Source organism: Agarivorans sp. TSD2052 (assembly GCF_023238625.1).
Taxonomy (GTDB): domain Bacteria; phylum Pseudomonadota; class Gammaproteobacteria; order Enterobacterales; family Celerinatantimonadaceae; genus Agarivorans.
Window position 1 is genome coordinate 3,952,552 of the sequence record NZ_CP096670.1, and the last position, 22,470, is coordinate 3,975,021.

At 46.1% G+C, this 22,470-nt stretch carries 18 protein-coding genes; 13 read left to right on the forward strand and 5 right to left on the reverse strand.

What is annotated here, in order from left to right:
* The first annotated feature begins 5 nt into the window (after positions 1 to 5).
* Together M0C34_RS18010 and M0C34_RS18015 are read left to right on the forward strand one after the other, a co-directional pair.
* Positions 6 to 902, forward strand: a complete 897-nt coding sequence (locus M0C34_RS18010; protein ID WP_248713042.1) for a LysR family transcriptional regulator — start codon at positions 6 to 8, stop codon at positions 900 to 902.
* 155 nt (positions 903 to 1,057) lie between these two features.
* Positions 1,058 to 1,447 carry a C1orf53 family protein gene (locus M0C34_RS18015; RefSeq protein ID WP_248713043.1) on the forward strand — a complete coding sequence of 130 codons (390 nt, stop codon included), beginning with the start codon at positions 1,058 to 1,060 and terminating at the stop codon, positions 1,445 to 1,447.
* 20 nt (positions 1,448 to 1,467) lie between these two features.
* Here M0C34_RS18015 and M0C34_RS18020 read toward each other — a convergent pair whose 3' ends face one another.
* Complete coding sequence (locus tag M0C34_RS18020) at positions 1,468 to 1,977, reverse strand: ABZJ_00895 family protein (protein WP_248713044.1); 510 nt, start codon at positions 1,975 to 1,977, stop codon at positions 1,468 to 1,470.
* A gap of 306 nt (positions 1,978 to 2,283) precedes the next feature.
* Between M0C34_RS18020 and M0C34_RS18025 the strand changes: the two genes are divergently transcribed.
* Together M0C34_RS18025 and M0C34_RS18030 are read left to right on the forward strand one after the other, a co-directional pair.
* On the forward strand, positions 2,284 to 2,892 hold the full coding sequence (locus M0C34_RS18025; protein WP_248713045.1) for a LysE family translocator: 609 nt from the start codon (positions 2,284 to 2,286) through the stop codon (positions 2,890 to 2,892).
* Between the two features lie 64 nt (positions 2,893 to 2,956).
* Entirely contained in the window at positions 2,957 to 3,619 is a 663-nt protein-coding gene (locus M0C34_RS18030) for a response regulator (protein ID WP_371923140.1), read from the forward strand.
* A 52-nt stretch (positions 3,620 to 3,671) separates the two neighbouring features.
* On the opposite strand, the gene M0C34_RS18035 is transcribed toward M0C34_RS18030, so the two are convergent.
* Entirely contained in the window at positions 3,672 to 7,205 is a 3,534-nt protein-coding gene (locus tag M0C34_RS18035) for a PAS domain-containing hybrid sensor histidine kinase/response regulator (RefSeq protein WP_248713047.1), read from the reverse strand.
* A gap of 160 nt (positions 7,206 to 7,365) precedes the next feature.
* Between M0C34_RS18035 and M0C34_RS18040 the strand changes: the two genes are divergently transcribed.
* The 5 genes from M0C34_RS18040 to M0C34_RS18060 all read left to right on the forward strand — a co-directional run bounded on the left by M0C34_RS18040 (position 7,366) and on the right by M0C34_RS18060 (position 13,655).
* Complete coding sequence (locus tag M0C34_RS18040) at positions 7,366 to 9,165, forward strand: DUF294 nucleotidyltransferase-like domain-containing protein (protein WP_248713048.1); 1,800 nt, start codon at positions 7,366 to 7,368, stop codon at positions 9,163 to 9,165.
* 8 nt (positions 9,166 to 9,173) lie between these two features.
* A complete protein-coding gene (locus M0C34_RS18045) occupies positions 9,174 to 9,803 on the forward strand; it encodes a 3'-5' exonuclease (RefSeq protein WP_248713049.1) in 630 nt (209 codons plus the stop codon).
* A gap of 191 nt (positions 9,804 to 9,994) precedes the next feature.
* A complete protein-coding gene (locus M0C34_RS18050) occupies positions 9,995 to 10,813 on the forward strand; it encodes a family 16 glycosylhydrolase (RefSeq protein ID WP_248713050.1) in 819 nt (272 codons plus the stop codon).
* A 369-nt stretch (positions 10,814 to 11,182) separates the two neighbouring features.
* On the forward strand, positions 11,183 to 13,135 hold the full coding sequence (gene acs, locus M0C34_RS18055) for an acetate--CoA ligase (RefSeq protein ID WP_248713051.1): 1,953 nt from the start codon (positions 11,183 to 11,185) through the stop codon (positions 13,133 to 13,135).
* A 154-nt stretch (positions 13,136 to 13,289) separates the two neighbouring features.
* Positions 13,290 to 13,655: a rhodanese-like domain-containing protein gene (locus M0C34_RS18060; protein WP_248713052.1), complete on the forward strand. Its 366-nt coding sequence runs from the start codon at positions 13,290 to 13,292 to the stop codon at positions 13,653 to 13,655.
* A gap of 123 nt (positions 13,656 to 13,778) precedes the next feature.
* Here the strand turns inward: M0C34_RS18060 and M0C34_RS18065 are convergent, their stop codons facing one another.
* Both M0C34_RS18065 and M0C34_RS18070 read right to left on the reverse strand, forming a co-directional pair.
* On the reverse strand, positions 13,779 to 16,958 hold the full coding sequence (locus tag M0C34_RS18065; protein ID WP_248713053.1) for an efflux RND transporter permease subunit: 3,180 nt from the start codon (positions 16,956 to 16,958) through the stop codon (positions 13,779 to 13,781).
* Between the two features lie 8 nt (positions 16,959 to 16,966).
* Entirely contained in the window at positions 16,967 to 18,205 is a 1,239-nt protein-coding gene (locus M0C34_RS18070; RefSeq protein ID WP_248713054.1) for an efflux RND transporter periplasmic adaptor subunit, read from the reverse strand.
* Between the two features lie 181 nt (positions 18,206 to 18,386).
* Between M0C34_RS18070 and M0C34_RS18075 the strand changes: the two genes are divergently transcribed.
* On the forward strand, positions 18,387 to 19,013 hold the full coding sequence (locus M0C34_RS18075; RefSeq protein WP_248713055.1) for a TetR/AcrR family transcriptional regulator: 627 nt from the start codon (positions 18,387 to 18,389) through the stop codon (positions 19,011 to 19,013).
* On the opposite strand, the gene M0C34_RS18080 is transcribed toward M0C34_RS18075, so the two are convergent.
* The gene (locus M0C34_RS18080; protein WP_248713056.1) at positions 19,010 to 19,867 is read right to left on the reverse strand and encodes a helix-turn-helix domain-containing protein; all 858 of its coding nucleotides are present in this window, start codon (positions 19,865 to 19,867) and stop codon (positions 19,010 to 19,012) included. The genes M0C34_RS18075 and M0C34_RS18080 overlap by 4 nt on opposite strands.
* A 145-nt stretch (positions 19,868 to 20,012) precedes the next feature.
* Between M0C34_RS18080 and M0C34_RS18085 the strand changes: the two genes are divergently transcribed.
* The 3 genes from M0C34_RS18085 to accB all read left to right on the forward strand — a co-directional run bounded on the left by M0C34_RS18085 (position 20,013) and on the right by accB (position 22,468).
* The gene (locus M0C34_RS18085) at positions 20,013 to 21,398 is read left to right on the forward strand and encodes an MATE family efflux transporter (protein WP_248713057.1); all 1,386 of its coding nucleotides are present in this window, start codon (positions 20,013 to 20,015) and stop codon (positions 21,396 to 21,398) included.
* A 143-nt stretch (positions 21,399 to 21,541) separates the two neighbouring features.
* Positions 21,542 to 21,988 (forward strand): type II 3-dehydroquinate dehydratase, encoded by a 447-nt coding sequence (aroQ, locus tag M0C34_RS18090; protein WP_248713058.1) that lies wholly within the window; start codon positions 21,542 to 21,544, stop codon positions 21,986 to 21,988.
* A gap of 36 nt (positions 21,989 to 22,024) precedes the next feature.
* Complete coding sequence (gene accB / locus M0C34_RS18095) at positions 22,025 to 22,468, forward strand: acetyl-CoA carboxylase biotin carboxyl carrier protein (RefSeq protein ID WP_248713059.1); 444 nt, start codon at positions 22,025 to 22,027, stop codon at positions 22,466 to 22,468.
* Positions 22,469 to 22,470: the final 2 nt, after the last annotated feature.

A 22,470-nucleotide genomic window follows, 5' to 3' on the forward strand; every position in this document is an offset into this window, starting at 1 on the left:
GCTAAATGCAGCTCGGTAAAATTAATTTAAATCTGCTTAGTGCCCTTTATTACCTCTTGCAAGAACAAAGTGTGACTCGCGCAGCCGAAAAAATGCACTTGAGCCAATCGGCGATGAGTAAACACCTAGCCAAGTTGCGTGAAGTGTTTGGCGACCCACTCTTGGTAAGAGTAAAAGGTCAACTGCAAGCCACGCCAAAAGGCTTAGAGCTTAAGGCGCAAGTCGCCCCTTTACTCGACGCCGTAGAAAACTTGTTGCACCAACAAGCTTTTGAGCCCAGCCTGTGCCAACGTACTTTTTGTATTGCCACCTCAGACTACGTTAGCGAGCACTTACTACCAAAAGTATTAGGCGGAATTTATCAGCAAGCCCCCCAACTGAACATTGAACTTTGCAACTGGGACCATACTACCAACCGCTTGCTGCACAGTGGTGAAGTAGACTTAGGCATGACCTTACCACCACAAGATAGCACCGAATTACATGCCACTACCTTAGGCACCGATCACCTCGTTTGTTTAATGCATAAGCAACACCCTTATTTAGCGTTACCGCAAGCTACTGTGAGTGATTACTGCCGTTATCCCCACGCTATTATTACTACTGGCGCTGACAAAAACTCACATATTGACCGCTACTTGGCCAAACAAGGCCTACAGAGACAAATTCAATTTAGTGCTTCTTCTTATCCTGCGACCGTTCAAATTTTATGCGAGACCCGCTTTATATTGACCCTGCCAGCCAAGATTGCTCAGCAACTGGTGAAGCAAAGACCATTGGCCATGGTTGCCTTGCCTTTTGATGCCAACGATTTTGAGTATTCATTAATTTGGCACCATCGCAATCATCATGATCCTGCTCATAGTTGGTTTAGACAACAGATCCATAAAGCAATGGCTTAAGTGATTGATGGCTAAGAGACTACGATAATGCTTTGTTTAATCCTTCCTGGTTGCGGGTTTCGCTGGCTTTTTAGAACGGGTGAATGGTAATGCCTAGCTTAAGCCAGCCAGCAAAACAGTTTTTTATAAACAGTAAATAAAACCAGGGGCAATGTATGAGTAAAACCAGGAATAGAGAAAACCAACAACTATCCTCAAACTGCCCCAGCTGTGGCACAGAGCTAGCCTGCAGCGCCGACATCGATTGCTGGTGCATGAGCATGCCGGCACTATTACCGGTAAGCGCCAATATACAGCAACGCGCCTGTTATTGTTCGAGCTGTTTATCTAAAAAACTGGGTGAAAAGCTGCAGGAGCTAATAGCAAACACGCCGCACCGACAAATGCTTGAACAAGCAGCCCGTTATCATCAAGCCGAGACAGCCTTACAAGCGCACATTGATTACACTATGGTTGATGGCTTAATGGTGTTTAGTGCTTGGTACCACTTAAAGCGTGGCAGCTGTTGCGGCAACGGCTGCAAGCATTGCCCCTACCCTCAATAGGCCTTAACCATTATTACACGCTATTTATTATCAGCCACTCTGTTCGCGCCCAATAACGGGTTGCGTTTGTTAAAGGCTAGATTCGCCAAGCCATAGGCTAAACGCGTGACGCCAAAAAACAGCAGCAAAACCAGGGTAATAATGGCGTATAGCGCGTGTAAATCAATTGACAACTCGGTTAACCATGCCAATGCTTCTGCACGTATATCTAGCCAATAAAGTAAGCCGTATATTTGATAAAATGAGTGAATAAATACCGCCGCAACAGTGACCAAAGAAATAACCACCGACACCAACCACGAGTAGATACTCAGCAGCCATATTTCAGCGCGGCTTAAGGTGCGCCCTTGGTCTTTAACAAAAACTTGAACTACGACGAGGGCGGCTAGCATCAAACTTAATATCCCCAAGCAGCTATTTGACGCTAATTCCATGTGCCACACGACCAAACCAAACAGCACAGAGCTACACAGGTACACCACCGAAAACCACAATATATATTTGTTCATCGATACCGAGGCTGCTTGCATGTTTTATCCTTATCGCTGAGTACCACTAGATGTCGCTTTAAAAAGCACCAGTGACCAAGTGAGTCACTGCCTAAAAGCCTAACACTCACCTTTTAGGCTATTTTTAACCCATATCAATGTAGCCTTGTGATTTATTTACCCTGATCACAAATCCAATAACTAATGAATCCAGCGTCGTACTTTTCCTCGCCCTTATTAAATTCCAAACTGGAATACCAACAAACACTAAAATTCCATATATATAGTTAGCTTTAGTGATTAGACTAGCGCCAGTTTTCGATTGTTCTCATTTTTCAAGGACCTCCCGTGTTAGAAGCCTTAAGTGCATTACTACTGATTAACCTATTAGGCATGCTAAGCCCAGGCCCCGATATGGTGATGGTATTACGTCATGCCAGTAGTGGTAAACGCCAAGCCGCTTGGTGTGTTCTAGGGGTGTTACTGGGATTCAGTATTCATATTGGTTTAGCCATTGCAGGGCTGTCAATCCTTATTAAGCAATCACCAATGCTGTTTGAAATACTTCGTTGGAGCGGCGCTGGTTTCCTGGTATTTCTTGGCTTAAAAACCCTATTTACTCGTTCAGAGCTACTCGATTTAGCCGCCAACCCGCACCCTAAAGGCAACAAAAAAGTACTCTTAAGTGGCATTGCCTGCAACTTACTTAATCCCAAAATCTTGGTATTTGTGGTGAGTGTATTCAGCCAATTTATTGGTAGCGAAACCCTGCTCAGTCATAAGCTGATTTTAGGCGCCGCGCTGTTATTAGAAACGGCCGTTCTTTGGTATGTTTTAGTACGAATATTGTCGCATCATAAGGTTCAAATTAAGCTACAACGCTATCAGCAATGGGTGAACCGATTTAGCGGTACAACGCTGCTTGGCATGGGAACTTTGCTCGGCCTTCACAGTTAAGCGGTAAGCAAATTGAAACCGTGTCTGCTTGGTGCTATGTTCAAAAAAAAGGCAGATGACCCTCATTATGGAAGATACCTACAAGATCATTATTGCTGATGACCACCCTTTGTTTCGTAGTGCTCTTCAGCAGGCAGTACAAACTGCCGTTCCCGATGCTCAATTACTCGAAGCCGAAAACGTAAATGATTTACTCAAGCTTCTTGATTTGCAGCGCGAACCTGACTTACTGTTGCTTGACTTGAAAATGCCAGGAGCCAATGGTTTTTCAGCGTTTACCCACTTGCATGGTCAATATCCAGATCTACCTATTGTGGTGATCTCAGCCAGCGAAGAAACCAGTGTAGTGCAAAAAGCCAAACAGCTTGGCGCTACTGGCTTTATCCCTAAATCAACACCTTTGCAGCAGTTGGTTGCAGCTATTCAACATATTATTGAAGGGGATGATTGGTTCCCCGAAGGAATATCGTTTGCTAACCATGTAGAAGAAGACCCACTGGCAGAACGCTTAGCCAGCCTAACGCCGCAGCAATATAAAGTATTAGTGATGCTTAATGAAGGCTTATTAAACAAACAAATAGCCTATGAGCTAAATGTTTCAGAAGCCACCATTAAGGCGCATGTTACCGCCATCTTCCGCAAACTAAACGTGAAAAATCGTACTCAAGCAGTCATCGCCTTGCAGCAATTAGAGTTAGAGCCGAGCCCCGACGACAATTCTTTTTAGTAAGAATAGCCCAGCCAAGCGCTGGGCTTTTTATTGCCTTACTTTCTCGCCATTAGCCATTAGGTTTTAACCAATAGTTAGCCGCCGTTTTACTGTTTAATAACTGCTGACACAATTTCTTTAGCCGCAGCGGTCTTAGAGGTTTACTCAAATAAGCAAAACCTTGAGCGCGCACACGGTCAATAAGATCGGTATGCCGGTCAGCACTAACCACTATCCCATGGCAAGAGAGTTTGCGCTGGTGAATTAATCGCTGTAACGCTTCTAAACCGGTTTTATCGTGATCTAAATGATAGTCACTTAAAATTAGCTCTGGTGTCCAGCCCCCGTCGATTAACTCTTCAGCCAGCTCTGCATCTTCACAGCACACCACTTCATAGCCCCAACGCCCCAACAAGCTTTCCATACCGGCTAGGATGGCCGGTTCATTGTCAATGCATAACACTTTTGCGCCTTGGGTGGTGTTAATATTGTCGTGTTCTTGCGGCCGTTCTTTATGGATATTTAGCGCCTCAACTATCGGTACCGATATGTAGAAAACCGAACCTTTGCCTGGGGTAGACTCAACCCCAATGGGAATTTCTAATAATTCAGCAAACCCCTGTGCAATCGCCAACCCTAAACCCAAGCCTTCTTCACGCGCTTTACCCGACTTATTAAGCTGTTGAAACTCTTCAAAAATTTGTTGTTGCTTACTCTTATCAATGCCCGGACCGTTGTCCCATACTTCTAAACGTAAATAGTTACCTTTCCGTCTAGCACCCAGCAGCACCTTGCCGTCAGGGTTATAGCGCAAGGCGTTAGTTAAGAAGTTTTGCAATATACGCCGCAGCAGTTTGCTATCACTACTTACCGTCAGCTTACTGGCATACAATTTTAGTTCAACGCCTTGCTGCTGGGCTAACGGTATGAATTCAGCATGAATATGATCCAGCAAATGGCCTATCTCAAATTGCTCATTGCTCACTTCCACGCGGCCTGACTCTAAGCGAGAAATATCCAACAAATCGCTAATAATTTCTTCTGCAGAGTACAAGGATTTATCAATACTGGCGGCTAAAAACTTAGCATCGGTCGCTAAGCTAGACTCAAGCAAAGAGCCTACAAACAGCTTTGCCGCATTAAGGGGTTGCATTAGATCATGACTTACCGCCGCCAAAAAGCGCGATTTAGATTGGTTGGCTTGCTCGGCGGAATCAGTAGCTTGCATTAGCTGCTGGTTGATTGAAGACAGCTGTTGAGTGCGCTGGGCAACCCTCGCTTCTAAAATTTCATTGGCTTGTTTCAACATGTCTTCGGCTTGGCGAAAGGTAGTAATGTCACTAAACGTCATCACATACCCGCCGTTGGGCATCGGATTACCCTGCACTTGGATCACTCGCCCATCACGGCGGATCCTTGAAGACGTATGGCTGGTACCACGGCGTAAATGCTCAACCCTACGCTCAACATGTTCTTCAATGTCGCCGGGACCACATAAGCCATTCACGGCGTTATGCCGAATCACCTCTTCTATCGGTCGCCCCACCGCAATCATACCGTTAGGAAACTCAAATAGTTCGGTATAGCGTCGATTCCACGATACCAATGTTAATTCACGGTCAACAATTGCAATACCTTGATCAATATGCTCAATGGCTCCTTGCAACAAGTGCTTATTAAACTGTAATAGCTCTGAGGCTTCTTCGGCGATGGAGGCAAACTCTTCCAGCTGCACCTGCTTGCCCTGCAAGGCAGAGCCCAGCACCAAACGCGCAGACGATGAGCCAAATACCCCGCCTAACATTCGTTCGGTTTCAGCAATCAGCTCTACTGGCGCTTGTTGGTTAGGACTGAGCTGCACACTGCGCGACGCCGCGTACTTCTGAAAACTTTCGCTAATCCGTTGCGTGCCTAAAAAACGCGATGCCAACATGTGCAACTCTTCCACACTCACCTTAGATTGGTATAGCGCGCCGGCATCATCACTTTTACCATTTTGCCCAACAAAATTACTGGCTTGTAACCACTCAGACACCGCTGGACTAGAAAGTTTCGACACCAGAATATAAGCCGATAAGTTACCCAATAAACTGAGCACTATGCCCCAGTTGTCATTAGAGATAAGCGGGGCATTTTGCCATTGTGGTGCGGTGAGCCATTCAACCACATTAGGCATCAACGCAACGTTAGGCCACAACAAGGGTAAACTGCCCGTAATATTCAGTAGATTAAGTAGCCAAAGGGTCATGCCAACAATAAGGCCTGCATACACACCCGTGCGATTACCCTCTCGCCAGTACAAGCCAAATAACAGCGGAATAGCTAATTGCGCTATCGCGCCAAAAGACAAAAATCCAATGTCGGCCAGATTAGCTATCTCGCCGAGCATTAAAAAGGTGCCCCAAGCGAGCAACAGAATAACCAAAATAGTGGTGCGGCGAACGTTCAGCAATAGCTCACTAAACTGGGCAAAGTTGCGTCGATTCAACCCTCCTTTTTTTAACAATAGCGGCAACACCAAATCGTTACTCACCATAATTGCTAAGGCAATGGTAGAAACCACAACCATACCACTAGCGGCTGAGGTGCCCCCCAAAAAGGCTACCATGCCCAGAAAATCATGCCCCGCTTGCAAGGGTAAACTAATCACAAAGTTATCAGCTGGCGTGCCTGCGGGTAACAAATAATCGCCCGCAAAGGCAATCGGTAAAACAAAAATAGCCAACAACAATAAGTAGCTAGGAAATAGCCAACGGGCGGTATGTAAATCACTCAGTTGATTGTTCTCAACCACGGTCACATGAAACTGCCTAGGCAAACATATCACGGCGGCAATCGCCAATAAGCTGGCCACCAGCAAATCACTCACATCGGCGATACTGATTTGCTGCCATTTAAGCGCTAAAGACTGGCTCACGTTTTGCTGCGCAGCTAAGGGTAAATCCCACAAGATTGATACCGCCAACAAGCCAACACACACAAAAGCCACCAACTTGACCAAGGATTCAAATGCAATGGCTACAATCACCCCTCGGTGGTGTTCAGTTGCATCTATATGTCGAGTACCAAACAGCATGGTGAAAATCGCCAACGCGATACTCACAAACAAGGCGATTTGTGAGCTACTGCCCTTACCCACAGCTTCTCGCATAGCATCTCCGCCAAACAGGTCTAAACCCATCACAATGGCTCGAAGCTGCAATGCAATATAGGGTAAAACACCCACAATACAGATCAGAGAAATAACCACGGCAAGGGTTTGCGACTTGCCGTACCGAGCGGCAATAAAGTCTGCAATGGTGGTGATATGCTCGCGCTTGGCAATTAAAATTATCCGCGCCAGTAACTTCCAGCCAAACAAAAACAGCAATAAAGGGCCAAGGTAAACCGGAATAAAAGACAGTAGATTTTGATTGGCTTGGCCTACCGTGCCGTAAAAAGTCCACGAGGTACAATAAACCGCGATTGAAAAGCTATAAAAAGCCGGCTGCCACCTCAACCTAGCGCTAGAAATTTTATCGGTATAATAGGCAATGAAAAACAACACCCCTAAATACGCCAAAGAAAGGGGAATCACCAACCAACCTTCACTCACCATTTGCATATTGAATCAGCTTCCTTTTGATTCACAGTAGGGCCTAATGTACAGCGTGTACAGGGCTTACAACTCTCGTTTAGACTAAAGTCGTCTAGGTTAAGTTAGCAAAAAACGACATGCTTATCTGTGATAAATACGTAGACTTAGCAACCTTAAAGGCGGGAACATGAGTACCGATTTTAACTTCCAACACCCACCTTTTGATCAACTAGAACCCAGCCAGCGACAACTGGTATCAACCAGTCTAGATATACACTATTTTCAAAGCCAACAAAAAATAGTGACCGCTGGCGCGCAAGCATCTTCATTATTTATCGTCATTAAAGGCCAAGTAGAAGAACGAGCAGACAATAACGACGAGGTATTTGCTCACTACACGGTAGAAGATTGGTTTGACGTTCGCTCGCAGTTTGGTGGCTATGCTAAACACGACTACGTGGCCCTAGAAGAAACCCTTTGTTATGCCCTGCCCAGTCAGATATTTCGCCAACTGGTCAGTGAAAACAGTGACTTTGGCGACTACTTTCAACGCGATTTAGCCTCTCATCATCAACTAATTGAATCACGTGAGGGTAATAAAAATCTGGCCGAGTTTATTCTTACCACCATTGATGAGCGCAATGTACAACCGGCCGTAGTCATCGAAGGGGAAACGTCACTGCAGCAAGCCACCATGATCATGCGCGAACAAAAGCTAGAATCATTACTGGTGAATCACGACGGCTGTTTTGGCATGTTAACGGGTACCGATTTATTACACGCTGCGGTACTGGTTCACCAGTCTTTAGATACACCGGTCAGCCAGTTAGCAAACTTCAATTTGATTAGCGTAAACAAAGGGGATTTTCTGTTTAACGCCATGCTGCTGATGACCCGCAATAGCATTGAGCGTGTGGTCGTGAAAGATAGCCAAAAAATCATTGGTATCTTAGAGATGGCTCATCTTCTCAGTTTATTCTCAACCCACTCACATGTATTGGCCCTAAGAATAGCCCGCGCATCCAGCATAGAAGATTTAGAAGAAGCCGCCCTTACTCTCAATAAACTGGTAGAGAACCTCTGTAACAACGGTATTCGTACTTTATTCATCATGAAACTGCTTGCCACCATGAACGAGCAAATCATTAACCGGGTGTTCGATTTGTCCGTCGACAGCCAGCACCATAGCCACGTTTGTTTAATGGTGATGGGCAGTGAAGGGCGTGGCGAGCAAATCGTAAAAACAGACCAAGATAACGGCTTAGTCATCGAAGATGGCTACGATTGGCCAGAAAAACAACAGCAACTCGCGCAGTTTAGTGAGTACTTGCTTAAGCTAGGTTACCCGCAATGCCCAGGCAACATCATGGTCAACAATCCACAATGGGTACAAACACAAAGCCAATGGAGTTCCACCATTGCCGATTGGATAGAAACCGGGCACGGCGAGGCCATGATGAATTTAGCCATTGTGCTCGACGCGCATGCCATTGCGGGCAATAAAAGCTTAATTCGCCGCTTGCGCAAAGACCTAATGAGTCAGATGGCCAATCGCAGTGTCACTTTGGCATTCTTCGCTCAACCGGCACTGAAGTTTCATACCCCGCTCACCTTATTTGGCAACATCAAGTCAAAACAAGCCGGTTTAGACATCAAAAAAGGCGGTATTTTTCCGATCGTTCATGGGGTGCGAGCACTCGCATTAGAAAAATCGATTAGCCCAACCAATACCCTTGAGAGAATTGAGCAATTAGCGCAACTCAAGGTACTTGATGCCGATGTAGCCGCCAATCTTACCGAAGCCTTGCTACTCTTCTTTAAATTAAGGATTCAGCAACTATTTCCCGCCGACGAGCAGCAAGATTACCATGTGCTAAGAGTCGACCAGCTAAACCATAGTCAGCGAGACTTACTGAGGCATGGGCTGCATGTAGTGAAAAAATTTAAACAGCAGCTAGCGCTACATTTTAATATTCGTGATTACTAGGCTTAAGCATGCTGCGACGCTACCTATATAAACGAAAATTTAAACACAGCCCCTATGCCGACTTGTTCCAAAGGTATCAAGGTAATGAATGTGTCGCTCTAGATCTAGAAACCACCAGCCTAGACACCAAACTTGCAGATATAGTGTCAATTGGCGCAGTCATCATTAGCAAAAATACTATATTAGCCAGCCAATCTTTTGATGCCAAAGTTCGCGCCACCGACAAACTGGCGGGCGACTCGATAAAAATTCACCGTTTAAGGCATAGTGATCTGATGCAAGGCTGCAGTATTGAAGAAGCCTTGCCGGCGTTACTCAAATTTATCGGCGCTCGGCCTATCGTGGGTTACAACATTGCTTACGACCAGCGCATTCTTAACCGCCACTGTCAAAGCTTGTATGGTTTCAAATTAGTCAATCCACTGATTGATGTAGGGCGCATGTTTGCAGATAAAGTGCATGTAGAACATGTGGGTATTAGCCCCAATCTCGACCTTGAACACATTTGTAGCAGCTTAAACATTCCCCTTTCAGGACGTCATCAAGCCATCGATGATGCGATTACCGCCGCTATGATTTACTTACGGCTAAACCTTGGCCCGCGCCCCACTAGCGCCACGCCAAAACACCGCAGTTAAGCGAGCCTTAACCGGGCCCATCAATATGGCCGATAACCGCCCCTTTCAATCTATTGATTGCTGATCAACAAGCATGAGTTTCATAGTAAATTCCACAACATCCCCTTCAATCACAAGTTTAGAAACTGCCTCCATTCTGCGCTAGTAGCAGTGCCCGTAATTAGATAGCTTTAGGCCATCGGATTGAATAAATGAAAATACCAATGAAAAAAGCCGCGTTACTATTACTCCTTTGCTGTTCCTCGCTATCAGCCAACCAAGAAAATCAAGACACCTTAGCCAAGAGCGGAGCCCTAAATAGCAGCAAAACACCGCTATTTGGCGCAGAAGTCTACAGTAACGACAAAGTGCTTTATGGCAAATTTGTGGTAAGAATGAAACTCGTCTCGGAGCCAGGCGTCGTATCGTCATTTTTTACCTACGACAATGAATCGTGGCAAGGCAACGGCATTCCTTGGAGCGAAATTGATTTTGAAGCCATCGGTAAAACACCTCAGCAATTACAAACCAACTTAATCACCGGAAAACTTAACAAACGTAAGCACAGCGAAAAAAATCACAACGTCCCTCAGCTTGAAGAATTTGTTGAATACGCCATCACTTGGACTCCCGATGACATCATTTGGCAAGTAGACGGTGAAACCATTCGCCACGACACCGCAGAACGTTCAAAACAAGTGGTGGCAATGCGCGATATTCCACAAAGCTACCGCATGAATATTTGGATTTCTGAAGCGGTAGGCTGGGTGGGACGTTTTGACGCTGCCAGCCTCCCCCTTCACCAAGTGGTCGACTGGATGGAGTATTACGAGTACCAAGATAATGGCGACTTTTCTCTCGCTTGGCGCGACGATTTCAATACATTTAACGACAAACGTTGGGGTAAAGGTGATTGGGGCTTTGAGTCTAATCTGGTGACCTTTTCTCCAGATAACGCGGCAATTGTTGATGGACACTTAGTGCTCAGCTTATCAGCCAAAGGCATGAATATCGATTACTCGGCGAAATAGCCTCGCCAAGCTAAAGGCGCAATTGAGCGCCTTTCACTCTTCCTTCAGAGCAATTTTCCGCTGACACAGTGACCTTTTTTAGCGCCAATTAATCTGCAAAGCGTCGTACCTAAGTAGTTAGTTTTATCGGCTTGCTGATCTGACCAGTGAGCCGCTTCCGCGTTTATTCGTTAAATGGCCGTGAGCCGCCTCTCAGTTTTGTTGTGCAACAACAAACACCACTTTGATTAATAAAGCATTTTACTATTATTCACAAATAATTAACCAAAAGTCTAATTGTCGACAACCTGTGTCAGTGCGAGTCTTATATCAAAATCCGAGACGTCATTGACGATATCCCGCCTCTAACGAGGAAGCAAGGAGTGGAACATGAGTGAACACAAGCTGTACCCGGTGAAACCTAATATTGCAGAAAACTGCTTAATAGACGACCCAACGTACTTAGAAATGTATCAGCAGTCGGTTGAGCAACCTGATCAATTTTGGGGTAAACATGGTAGTGAGTTACTCGACTGGATTAAGCCGTTTGAAACAGTAAAAAATACGTCCTTCGATCCGGGCCACGTTAGTATTAAATGGTTTGAAGATGGCTTGCTCAATGTGAGCGCCAACTGCATAGACCGCCACTTAAAAGAACGGGGTGACGAAGTCGCCATTATCTGGGAAGGCGACAGCCCAACAGAAGACAGTAAACTCACCTATAACGAGTTGTATGAGCAAGTGTGTAAGTTTTCAAACGCACTGAAAGCCCAAGGGGTTAAAAAAGGCGAAGTGGTGTGTTTATACATGCCAATGGTGCCTGAAGCAGCAGTAGCCATGTTGGCTTGTACCCGTATTGGGGCTGTGCATTCAATTGTATTTGGTGGTTTCTCGCCAGAGGCCCTAGCTGGGCGCATCATTGATTCTAATTCTAAGTATGTCATTACCGCTGATGAAGGCCTACGAGGTGGCCGCGGAGTGCCGCTAAAAGCCAACGTAGACCAAGCTTTAGAACACCCTGAGTGTGAGTTTGTTAAAAGTGTAGTGGTGCTAAAACGCACTGGGGGCGAAGTTAACTGGACCCAAGGTCGCGATGTGTGGTGGCACGACATTACCGCCGATCAGCCGGCAGACTGTCCACCAGAAGCAATGAATGCTGAAGACCCACTGTTTATCTTGTACACCTCAGGCTCAACCGGCAAACCCAAAGGCGTATTGCATACCACTGGTGGGTATTTACTGTATGCCACCATGACCTTTAAATACGTGTTTGATTACCATCCTGGTGATATCTACTGGTGTACGGCAGATGTAGGCTGGATCACTGGTCACAGCTACTTGGTATATGGCCCCTTAGCCAACGGCGCAACCACTATTTTGTTTGAAGGTGTACCTAACTACCCCACATCTGCCCGCATGAGTGAAGTGTGCGACAAACACCAAGTCACTATTTTATATACTGCACCAACGGCAATACGTGCATTGATGGCACAAGGTGATGCTGCCATTGAGGGCACTAAACGTAGCAGCCTGCGCATTATGGGCTCGGTAGGCGAACCGATTAACCCCGAAGCGTGGGAATGGTATTACCGTACTATTGGCGATGAACGCTGCCCAATTGTAGACACGTGGTGGCAAACCGAAACCGGCGGCATATTAATTACGCCTCTGCCTGGGGCAACCGCCCTTAAACCGGGTTCAGCAACTCGACCCTTCTTTGGCGTGCAACCCGCCTTAGTGGATAACGAAGGCAATGAGCTTGAAGGCGCCACTGAAGGCAATTTAATTATTAAAGACAGTTGGCCAGGCCAAATGCGCACCGTTTACGGTGACCATGAACGCTTTGAGCAAACTTACTTTTCTACCTTCCCGGGCACTTACGTGACGGGGGATGGTGCCCGCCGTGATGAAGATGGTTATTTCTGGATCACCGGCCGAGTCGATGACGTATTAAACGTCAGTGGTCACCGCATGGGAACCGCTGAAATTGAAAGCGCATTAGTGGCTCACCCTAAGATTTCTGAAGCCGCTGTGGTAGGTGTGCCGCATGAGATTAAAGGCCAAGGTATCTATGCATACATCACCCTAATGGCAGGCGAAGAAGCCAGTGCCGAGCTACATAAAGAAGTAAAAGCTTGGGTACGTAAAGAGATTGGGCCTATTGCCACCCCCGATATCTTGCATTGGGCTGAAGCCTTACCTAAAACTCGCTCGGGTAAAATTATGCGCCGTATTCTGCGTAAAATTGCCACCAATGAAACCGACTCGTTGGGCGACACTTCAACCCTTGCCGACCCCTCGGTAGTAGATAGGTTAATTCAAGAAAAATCCAATGCCGCTTAATTAAGCATCAGTAAGAAAAGCCGCTATTGTTAGCGGCTTTTTTGTTTTAAACATGTGGTAACAGTCTACTTAGATCAAAATAATTATTTGCATCTGCCGATAGACTACGGTGAACTAGACCAATGCTGTATTTAACTTCATTAAAGGGAACACTATGAAGATAACTAAATTACTAAGCTGTTTTTGGCTATGTAGTGTCTTAACTATCACTGCCAGCCATGCCTCTGAACGCGCGGATACCGCTTGGCGGAATGTACAGCAACAAGATGCACTGCTCATTGACGTGCGGTCCGAGGGAGAGTTTTCCCAAGGGCATATCGATAAAGCCTATAACATTCCCCATACGGTGATTGCCGATCAAATTGCGGCAATAACCAAAGACAAAAACCAAGCAATAGTGGTGTATTGCCGCTCTGGAAATCGCTCTGGTTATGCTTTACAGGTATTACAAGCAATGGGTTACCAGCATGTAGTGAACGGCGGCGGGCTTAACGAAATGATGGCCTCACAACCTAAATAGCGAAGCCCATTAGCGCAGACTATTCGTTATCAAACGCCCAGATCTAAAAAACTCCGCAGATCATATAACGATCTGCGGAGTTTTATTTTTTAAGCAGCCAGCTTAACTGGCACCCAACTAGGCTTACTTAGCCATTAATGCTGGGTCGGCCACCGCAAGAGCTTGCTGTTGTTCACTCAGTTTGGGTGTACGTTTCGCCAGTAAGTAGTAAAACAAGGGCGTCAGCAACAAACCAAACACGGTGACGCCGATCATTCCAGCAAATACCGCAACCCCCATTGCTTGGCGCATTTCAGCCCCCTCTCCGGTAGAAAACACCATCGGTACCACCCCCATAATAAAGGCGATAGAGGTCATCAAGATAGGCCGTAAACGTAAGCGAGACGCTTCTAGCACGGCGTCTAATACACTGCGACCTTGGTCTTGTAGCTCTTTGGCAAATTCAACAATTAGAATGGCATTTTTGGTTGCCAACCCGACCAAAACAATCAGGCCAATTTGGGTAAAGATGTTGTTGTCACCTCCCCATAACAGTACGCCACTAATCGCCGATAACAAGGTCATAGGAATAATCAAGATTATCGCCATTGGCAACCGTAGGCTTTCATATTGCGCCGCCAACACCATAAACACCAAAATGATAACCAAGGGGTAAACCAGCATGGCCGTATCACCCGATAGTTTTTGTTGATAGGTTAACTCGGTCCACTCGTAAGTCATCCCTATTGGCAGGGTCTCTGCCAAAATTTTCTCTATGGCTGCTTGTGCCTCACCCGAGCTATAGCCTGGAGCTGGCCCACCATTAATTTCTGCAGTGGTATAGCCGTTGTAATGCATCACGCGATCGGGGCCAGCGGTATTGCTGACATCAACAAACGAACCTAGCGGGATCATAGCGCCACGATTATTACGTACTTTAAGCTGACTGATTTGCTCTGGCGACTGCCTAAATGACTCATCGGCTTGCACCTTCACTTGATAAGTTCGGCCAAATTTATTGAAATCATTCACATAGGTAGACCCCATATAAGCCTGCAAGGTAGCAAACACTTCATCAACCGATACCCCCTGCTGCATAGCTTTGGTTCTATCTAAATCTAACTCCAACTGCGGAACCTTGACCTGGTAACTAGAAAACACTCCAGCTAACGCTGGCGTAGCCCAAGATTTTTGCATCACCTGCATAGTGACCTTAGCCAGCTCTTCGTATCCCAAGTTGGCTCTATCTTGGATCTGTAATCTAAAGCCACCAATCGTCCCTAAGCCCTGTACCGGCGGTGGCGGAAAGATAGCAATAAAGGCCTCTTGAATACCGGCAAATTGTTGATTTAGCGCCCCAGCAATGGCGTTCGCTGACAAACTGGGATCTTGTCGCTGGTCAAAATCAGCTAAAGGCGTAAACAAAATGGCGCTGTTAGGGCTGTTAGTGAAGCCGTTAATGCTTAAGCCCGGGAAAGCGACCGCATGCTCAACCCCAGGTTGAGCCAGCGCAATCTCTGACATTTTCTTAACAACGGCTTCGGTGCGCTCCAGCGATGCAGCATCAGGTAATTGAGCAAAAGCGACTAAGTATTGCTTGTCTTGTCCCGGTACATAACCCGTCGGAGTGGTCTCAAACTGATAAGCCGTTAAGCCCAGTAAACCCACATAAATAATCCCAACAACCGCCGCTAAGCGAATGGTTTTCTTAATAACGCGGCCATAGGCATTGGCGCCTTTATTAAACACACGGTTAAACGGCGCAAAGATAAACTTACCAAAAAGGCTGTCCATCATGCGGGTTAAACGGTCTTTAGGTTCGTCATGCCCTTTCAGCAACAGAGCCGCCAAAGCCGGACTCAAGGTTAAAGAGTTAATCGCCGAGATAAAGGTAGAAATGGTGATGGTTAAGGCAAACTGCTTATAAAACTGCCCAGTTAAGCCCGACATAAAGGCAGTAGGAATAAACACCGCCGCCAATACTAAGGTGGTGGCCACAATCGGGCCGGTCACTTCTTTCATCGCCCGCTGGGTTGCGGCGACAGGGCTTAAGCCCTCGGCAATGTTCCGCTCAACATTTTCAACCACTACAATGGCGTCATCTACGACGATACCAATTGCCAATACCAAGCCAAATAACGATAAGGCATTCAGTGAAAAGCCTAATAAATGCATGAAAGCAAAGGTGCCTACCAGCGACACCGGCACCGCCACTAATGGAATAATCGACGCGCGCCACGTTTGTAAAAACAGCACCACCACCAATACCACCAGCAATACCGCTTCAAATAAAGTTTTAACCACCGCTTCAATTGAGCCGCGTACAAACACCGTAGGATCGTAGACTGTGTCGTAGCTCAAACCTTCAGGGAAGCTTTTTGCAAGCTCAGCCATACGCGCTCGAACATCTTCAGAGATCTGAATCGCATTAGAGCCAGACGCTTGAAATACACCAATCGCAATCGCGTCTTTATTATCCAGTAACGAGCGTAAGGCATAGCTATTCGCCCCTAATTCAACTCGCCCAACATCTTTTAAGCGGCTCACTTCGCCTTGCTCGCCAACTTTAATAATAATGTCTTCAAACTCGCTAATGGTACTTAGACGGCCTTTAACGTTAATCAAAATCTGAAAGTCAGACTCACCGCTAGGTTGCGCGCCTAAGCTACCGGCTGCCGCCTGCTGATTTTGCTCACGAATTGAGTTAATAATTTGGTTGGGGTTAAGCCCTAAAGACGCCACTTTGTTTGGGTCTAGCCATATCCGCAGGCTATATTCACCCGCCCCAAATAAACGCACCGCACCAACCCCTTCGATGCGCGCCAATTCATCTTTCACATTTAGCGCAGCGTAGTTCGACAGATAGAGTAAGTCGTAGCGATCTTCAGGAGAGCTTAAATGCACCACCATGGTTAAATCAGGCGACGACTTCTCGGTGACAATGCCTAAACGCTGCACCGCCAAAGGCAAACGGGGCGTAGCGCGATCAACTCGACTTTGCACTTGAGTTTGCGCTTGGTCTACGTCGGTACCAATGGCAAAGGTAACGGTGAGAGTCATGCGGCCATCAGAGGTCGCTTGCGAAGACATATACAACATATCTTCAACACCATTAATCTCTTGCTCTAAGGGTGAAGCCACTGTTTCAGCAATCACCTTAGGGTTGGCACCAGGATAGTTAGCAGTAACTACCACCGTAGGCGGCACCACTTCTGGGTATTCTGTAATGGGCAATTGCCATACAGCTATCGCACCGCCAATAAACATCAACAACGATATGACCGCAGCAAAAATTGGCCGCTTAATAAAAAACTGAGAAAACATAAGCAAACTTATCCTTGTTGAACGAGCGCATTAGCCTTTAAGCTTAACTGCTGATTCTGTTGGTCTAGCAACTGTTGGGATTGACGCAAACGGCCAAGCACTTGCTCACTCGCCATATTGGTCGCTATCGGAGTCACCTGCATTTGTGGGCGCACTCGCTGAATACCATTAACCACAATTCTTTCTTCGCCAGATAAGCCCTGCAATACAATGCGTAGACCATTAATTTGTTCGCCCAGCACAACCGGTCGATACTGCACTTGATTGTTGTCATCCAATACCAAAACAAACTTATTGTTGAGGTCAGTTCCCACTGCCTTATCGTCAATCAGTATCGCTTGATAAGTGCTGCTGCCAGCGATTTTTAAACGCGCAAACATACCCGGTAATAGCTCACCGGTTTGATTACTAAAACTGGCCCGCAATCGAATAGTGCCGGTATCGCCAGCCACTACATTGTCAATGAAATCAATTTGCCCTAAATGCTTAAACTGAGACTCGTCGGCCAAGGCCATTTGTACGGCGGCGATCATTTCTTGATCACCAGACATGGGTAATACATTGCTAAGCTCTTGATACTTTAAAAAGCTTTGCTCATCGACATCGAAATAAGCATGCATGTGGTCAGTAGAAACAATACGCGTTAATTGGCTAGCACCTAAGTTTACGTAGTTACCTTCGGTGATCAGGGCATTTGATACTCGACCACTTATCGGGGCGCGCACTTCGCTAAACTCAAGATCAAGACTGGCTCGCGATAAAGCGGCACTAATTGACGCCACCGCGGCGACACCTTGCTCTCTCGCCGAAAAGCGATTATCTAAAATTTCATCTGAAATGGCATTTTGTTGATTCAAAGACTGAGCCCGTTTATAGCCCTTTTTGGCCAGTTCTAAACTGCTTTTAGCACTGACAAGCTCTGCCTCTAAGCGCGCCACTTCGGCGGCAAAAATTCGATTATCTATCTTAAATAACACTTGGCCTTTTTCCACCAAACTGCCTTCATCAAATAGAACTTGGTCGATATAACCGGATACACGCGGTACCACCATCACGGTTTGCGGTGCTCGTAAGCGCCCGGTGTAAAGATCGGTTTCGGTAATCCGCTCAACGATGACTTCGGCGACATCGACACTAGGTGGTGGAGGAGCTTGAGTCGTGGCGGCTTCGGGCTTTCCACAAGCGATTAATGAAAGACTAAAAGCACTAATTACGATGAGTTTTGCTAAGCCATAAACTGAAGTCATCTCTGATCCCTCAAGTGATGAATAATTGATAGTGATATGATGTTTCTTTTTGTACTGGGTGGTATGTTAGTGCGGAATTATGATCAAGATCAAGTTATTTTTGTACCTATCGGTATTTAATGTTGTAGACACTCCAGAGCCACTTAGTTATGATCGCTAGATACATCCATGAGGTTTACCTATGTCTCCAAAATGCTGTTCACCTATCGGTCGCCCACGTAGTTTTGATGCTGATAAAGCACTAGAGATGGCCCTAGAGGTATTTTGGCAAAAAGGCTATGAGGGGGCGTCGCTTAGCGATTTAACCCAAGCAATGGGTATCAATAAACCGAGTATGTACTCAGCGTTTGGTAATAAAGAGCAGCTTTTTTTACAAGCGATTGAGCTCTACGAAAAACGCCCTCAGGCATTTTTTTTTCCGGCCCTAGAGCAGCCAACTATCTATCAAGTGGTAAAATACATGCTCAATGGGGTAATAGAAAATCTGTGTGATCCTAAGCAACCGCAGGGCTGTGTCATTGTACAAGGGGCTTTGTCGTGTAGTGAAAACGCCAGCACCATTAAACACGCGTTACAAGAACGCCGCGCTCAAGCAAGCCTTGCTTTGCAACAGCGCTTTGAACGTGCGCAGCAAGAAAACGATTTGTCAGCTGCGGCTAATCCCGAAGCCCTGGCTCACTACCTTGCCACTATTTTACAAGGTTTAAACGTACATTCCACCAATGGGGCCACCCGCCAACAACTAGAGCAAGTCGCAGAACTCGCCATCGCCACCTTTACCCGCGAGTGTCTGCCACCGAGCACTTAGGGTGATAATAAATTGCTTTGGTTTTGGCGTCGATAACGCCCCGGAGACACCCCAAAACTCTTCTTAAATCGGTGAGCAAAAGCAAAACCATCTTGATAACCCAACTGGCTGGCAATCACCTCTATCGACCAACGGCTCTCTCTCAATAAATAACTTGCGTGTTCTAAGCGCAAGCGAGTTAAATACTGTTTGGGGCTGGCTTTAAACTCTTGCTGAAATAAGCGGTAGCAATGCGCTTCCGATACCGACAAACGCTGCGCCATTTCGGCCACCGACCAAGGGTAATGTAACGAAGCCCGCAACTGCTGCTCTAAATTTTGTAGCGGGCTGGGCTCAAGATGCTTTAACGGGCTTAACACTTGTAACAAATAACGCTTTAACAACTGTATTAAGGCCGATTCAATTAGCGGATCCGCTTTATGCTTCCCCTCTTCATCAAGCAGCAGCTTTAAGCACTGATCGATATGATGGCTTGAGTTAATTTTTAGCACTTGCGCTTGTTTTGGGAAGCGGTACCAGCTGATATCAGCCGAAAACAAAAACCAATTATGCCGCCAAAAGTGGCTCGCCAAACTAATCGCGTAATGGCTCCCGCCAGGCAAAATCAGTAACTCATTAGGGCCGATACGCTGCTGTCCCTGCGGTGTATGTAAGTTTCCTAAGCCGGCCATTGAGATAACTAATAGATGCTCCTCAGGGGCACGCCGGCTCACTAAATACTCGCCACGCAAATAAGAGACGCCAGCCAAGCTGATTTGTAACTTAGTTAATTCAGAGAATCGCTCGGTGGTTAAAAAGCGCTCTACACAGCCGGGGCCGATATCAAACTTGTCTTGCCAGTAACGCTCGCTCATAAATGATAGTTTTGAACATGTTTTAGATAGCTTCAATTATGTGCCATAACCAAGCTATAAGATAGGATCGCTCCAATATATACCGACTAACCAGTTTACTTGGATAGTCACAACTAGATGTAAGTCACATTTTTCTGAGGTTGTTATGCACACATTACCTATTTCATTGAATCGCTCATGGCTAGAGCAGTTCTGGAAACTGGCTTGGCCAATATCATTGCAAGCAGTACTGCTAAGCCTATTAGGTTTAGTGGACGTGCTGATGGTGGCTACCATAGGTGATGCTGAAGTAGCCGCTGTGGGTTATGCCGGCAGAGCCTTTTTTGTAGCGATAGTGATCCTCAATGGCTTTTCGACCGCCTGCGCTATTTTAAGTGCCCAACACTGGGGTACTAAAAACTGGACCGCCATTGGCCGCACCGTGGCGATATCGTTCTATGCCGGTTTATTGTTTACCCTCGCCACCTTGGCTTTTATGGTGTTTAGCCCAACCACCATTATGCAATGGGGCAGTAATGACGCCCACCTTATCGCCATTGGTAGCGAATATATTCGTGCCACCGCATTAATGGTGCTATTCACTTTGCCCGTGATCTTATTTGAATCAGCCTTACGTGCCTCGGGCAATACCAAACTACCTTTATACATTAGTGTGTTTGCGGTGGTGGCTAACATCGTACTCAACCAAATACTGATTTTTGGTATGGGGCCGATTCCGGCAATGGGCATTGTGGGCGCAGGTGTTGCTACGGTGATTGCGCGTTTATTGCAGTTAGTGATTTTATGGGCTTGCTTAAAGTGGCAATCACATCCACTACTCAGAGTATGTTTCATCGGTTTTTGGCAGTTTAGCCGAGCAGAGATAGTTAAATACGCTAAACTTGCAGTGCCTTTAGTGATTAACTTTAGTATTTGGTCGAGTGGCGTATTTGTATTTGCTACCTTATATGGTCAGCTAGGGACAAACGCCTTAGCCGCAATGAGCTTAATTAGCCCTATTGAGGGGATCGCTATCTCGTGTTTTATGGGCTTCTCCAGTGCTTGCTCTATCATGGTAGGCAATAAACTGGGCGCCAATCAGTTTAAACAAGCATGGGTTGATGCGCGTTTAGCGCTATTGGTAAGCCCAATAGCCGCCATTGCGATAGGTGTAGCACTTTGGTTACTGAGCTACCCCTTACTCAATTTATTTGGTGCATTGCAGGCCGAGACCTTAGCATTAGCCCAACAACTGGTGTTGATATTGGCAGCATCAACGTGGTTGCGTATTTTTAACATGGTACTCATCAACGGCATCTTGCGCAGTGGTGGTGATAATAGCTTCTGCTTAATGTCGGATACTTTCTGCCAGTGGGGCGTAGGCTTAATGCTAACGTCTATCGCCATTTTTGTGTTTGATGTAAGTTTAATTACCGCTTTTTGCATTGCGCTTAGCGAAGAAGTATTTAAGGCTATATTGTGTTTTTGGCGGATGAATCAGAAAAAGTGGCTACGTAACCTAACAATAGAGCCACTTGCCGAAACTAACTGATTAGACCAGAAAAATGCTGCCATTTTCTGCGAAAACACTATAATTATCGAAAATGTCGAGTAGTTAGCACACTAATGCTGAATTAATGTGCTAATCTTCTCAAGATAACAAGTTCTATAATTTAAGCTGGTTTTTCAACGAAGATGACTAATAAATTCTCAATTTTGTTACTCAATGGTCCAAACCTAAACTTACTGGGCAAACGTGAGCCAGAAGTTTATGGTAAGCAAAGCTTAGACGATATTATTGAACAGCTGCGCGGCCAAGCCTCCGAGATGGGAGCCACCCTCTACGACTTCCAATCAAATGTAGAAGGCGAGCTGATTAATCGAATTCACCAAGCCATGGGAGAGATTGATTTTATTCTTATCAATCCTGCGGCTTTTACTCATACCAGTGTGGCGCTTCGTGATGCCCTGCTCGGTGTGAGCATTCCATTTATAGAAATTCACCTATCTAACGTGCATGCACGTGAATCCTTCCGCCACCACTCGTTTCTCGCTGATAAAGCCGAAGGAGTTATTTGTGGTTTAGGAAGTCAAGGATATCAATTTGCTTTAACTGCGGCGCTTACCAAGCTGCAGCAATAGTTATTTAATTAACCTAATACGATAAAGAGAGCCCTTATGGATATTCGCAAGATTAAAAAATTAATCGAATTAGTAGAAGAATCAGGTGTTGCTGAATTAGAAATCACCGAAGGTGAAGAGTCAGTCCGCATTAGCCGCAACTTTACTGGCGCTGCCACGGTTTATTCTCCTGCGCCTGTTGCCGCACCAGCAGCTGCGCCAGTAGCCGGCGCTCCAGCAGCCGTTGAAGCCGCTCCAGCAGCAACTGGCCACCAACTATTATCACCAATGGTAGGCACCTTCTACCGTTCTTCATCGCCTGAAGCGCAACCTTTTGTTAAAGAAGGCCAGCAAGTTAATGTAGGTGATACGCTTTGTATTATTGAAGCCATGAAGATGATGAACCAAATCGATGCCGACAAAGCTGGCGTAGTAAAAGCCATATTGGTTGACGACGGTGACGCCGTTGAGTTTGATGAACCGCTATTCATCATCGAATAAAG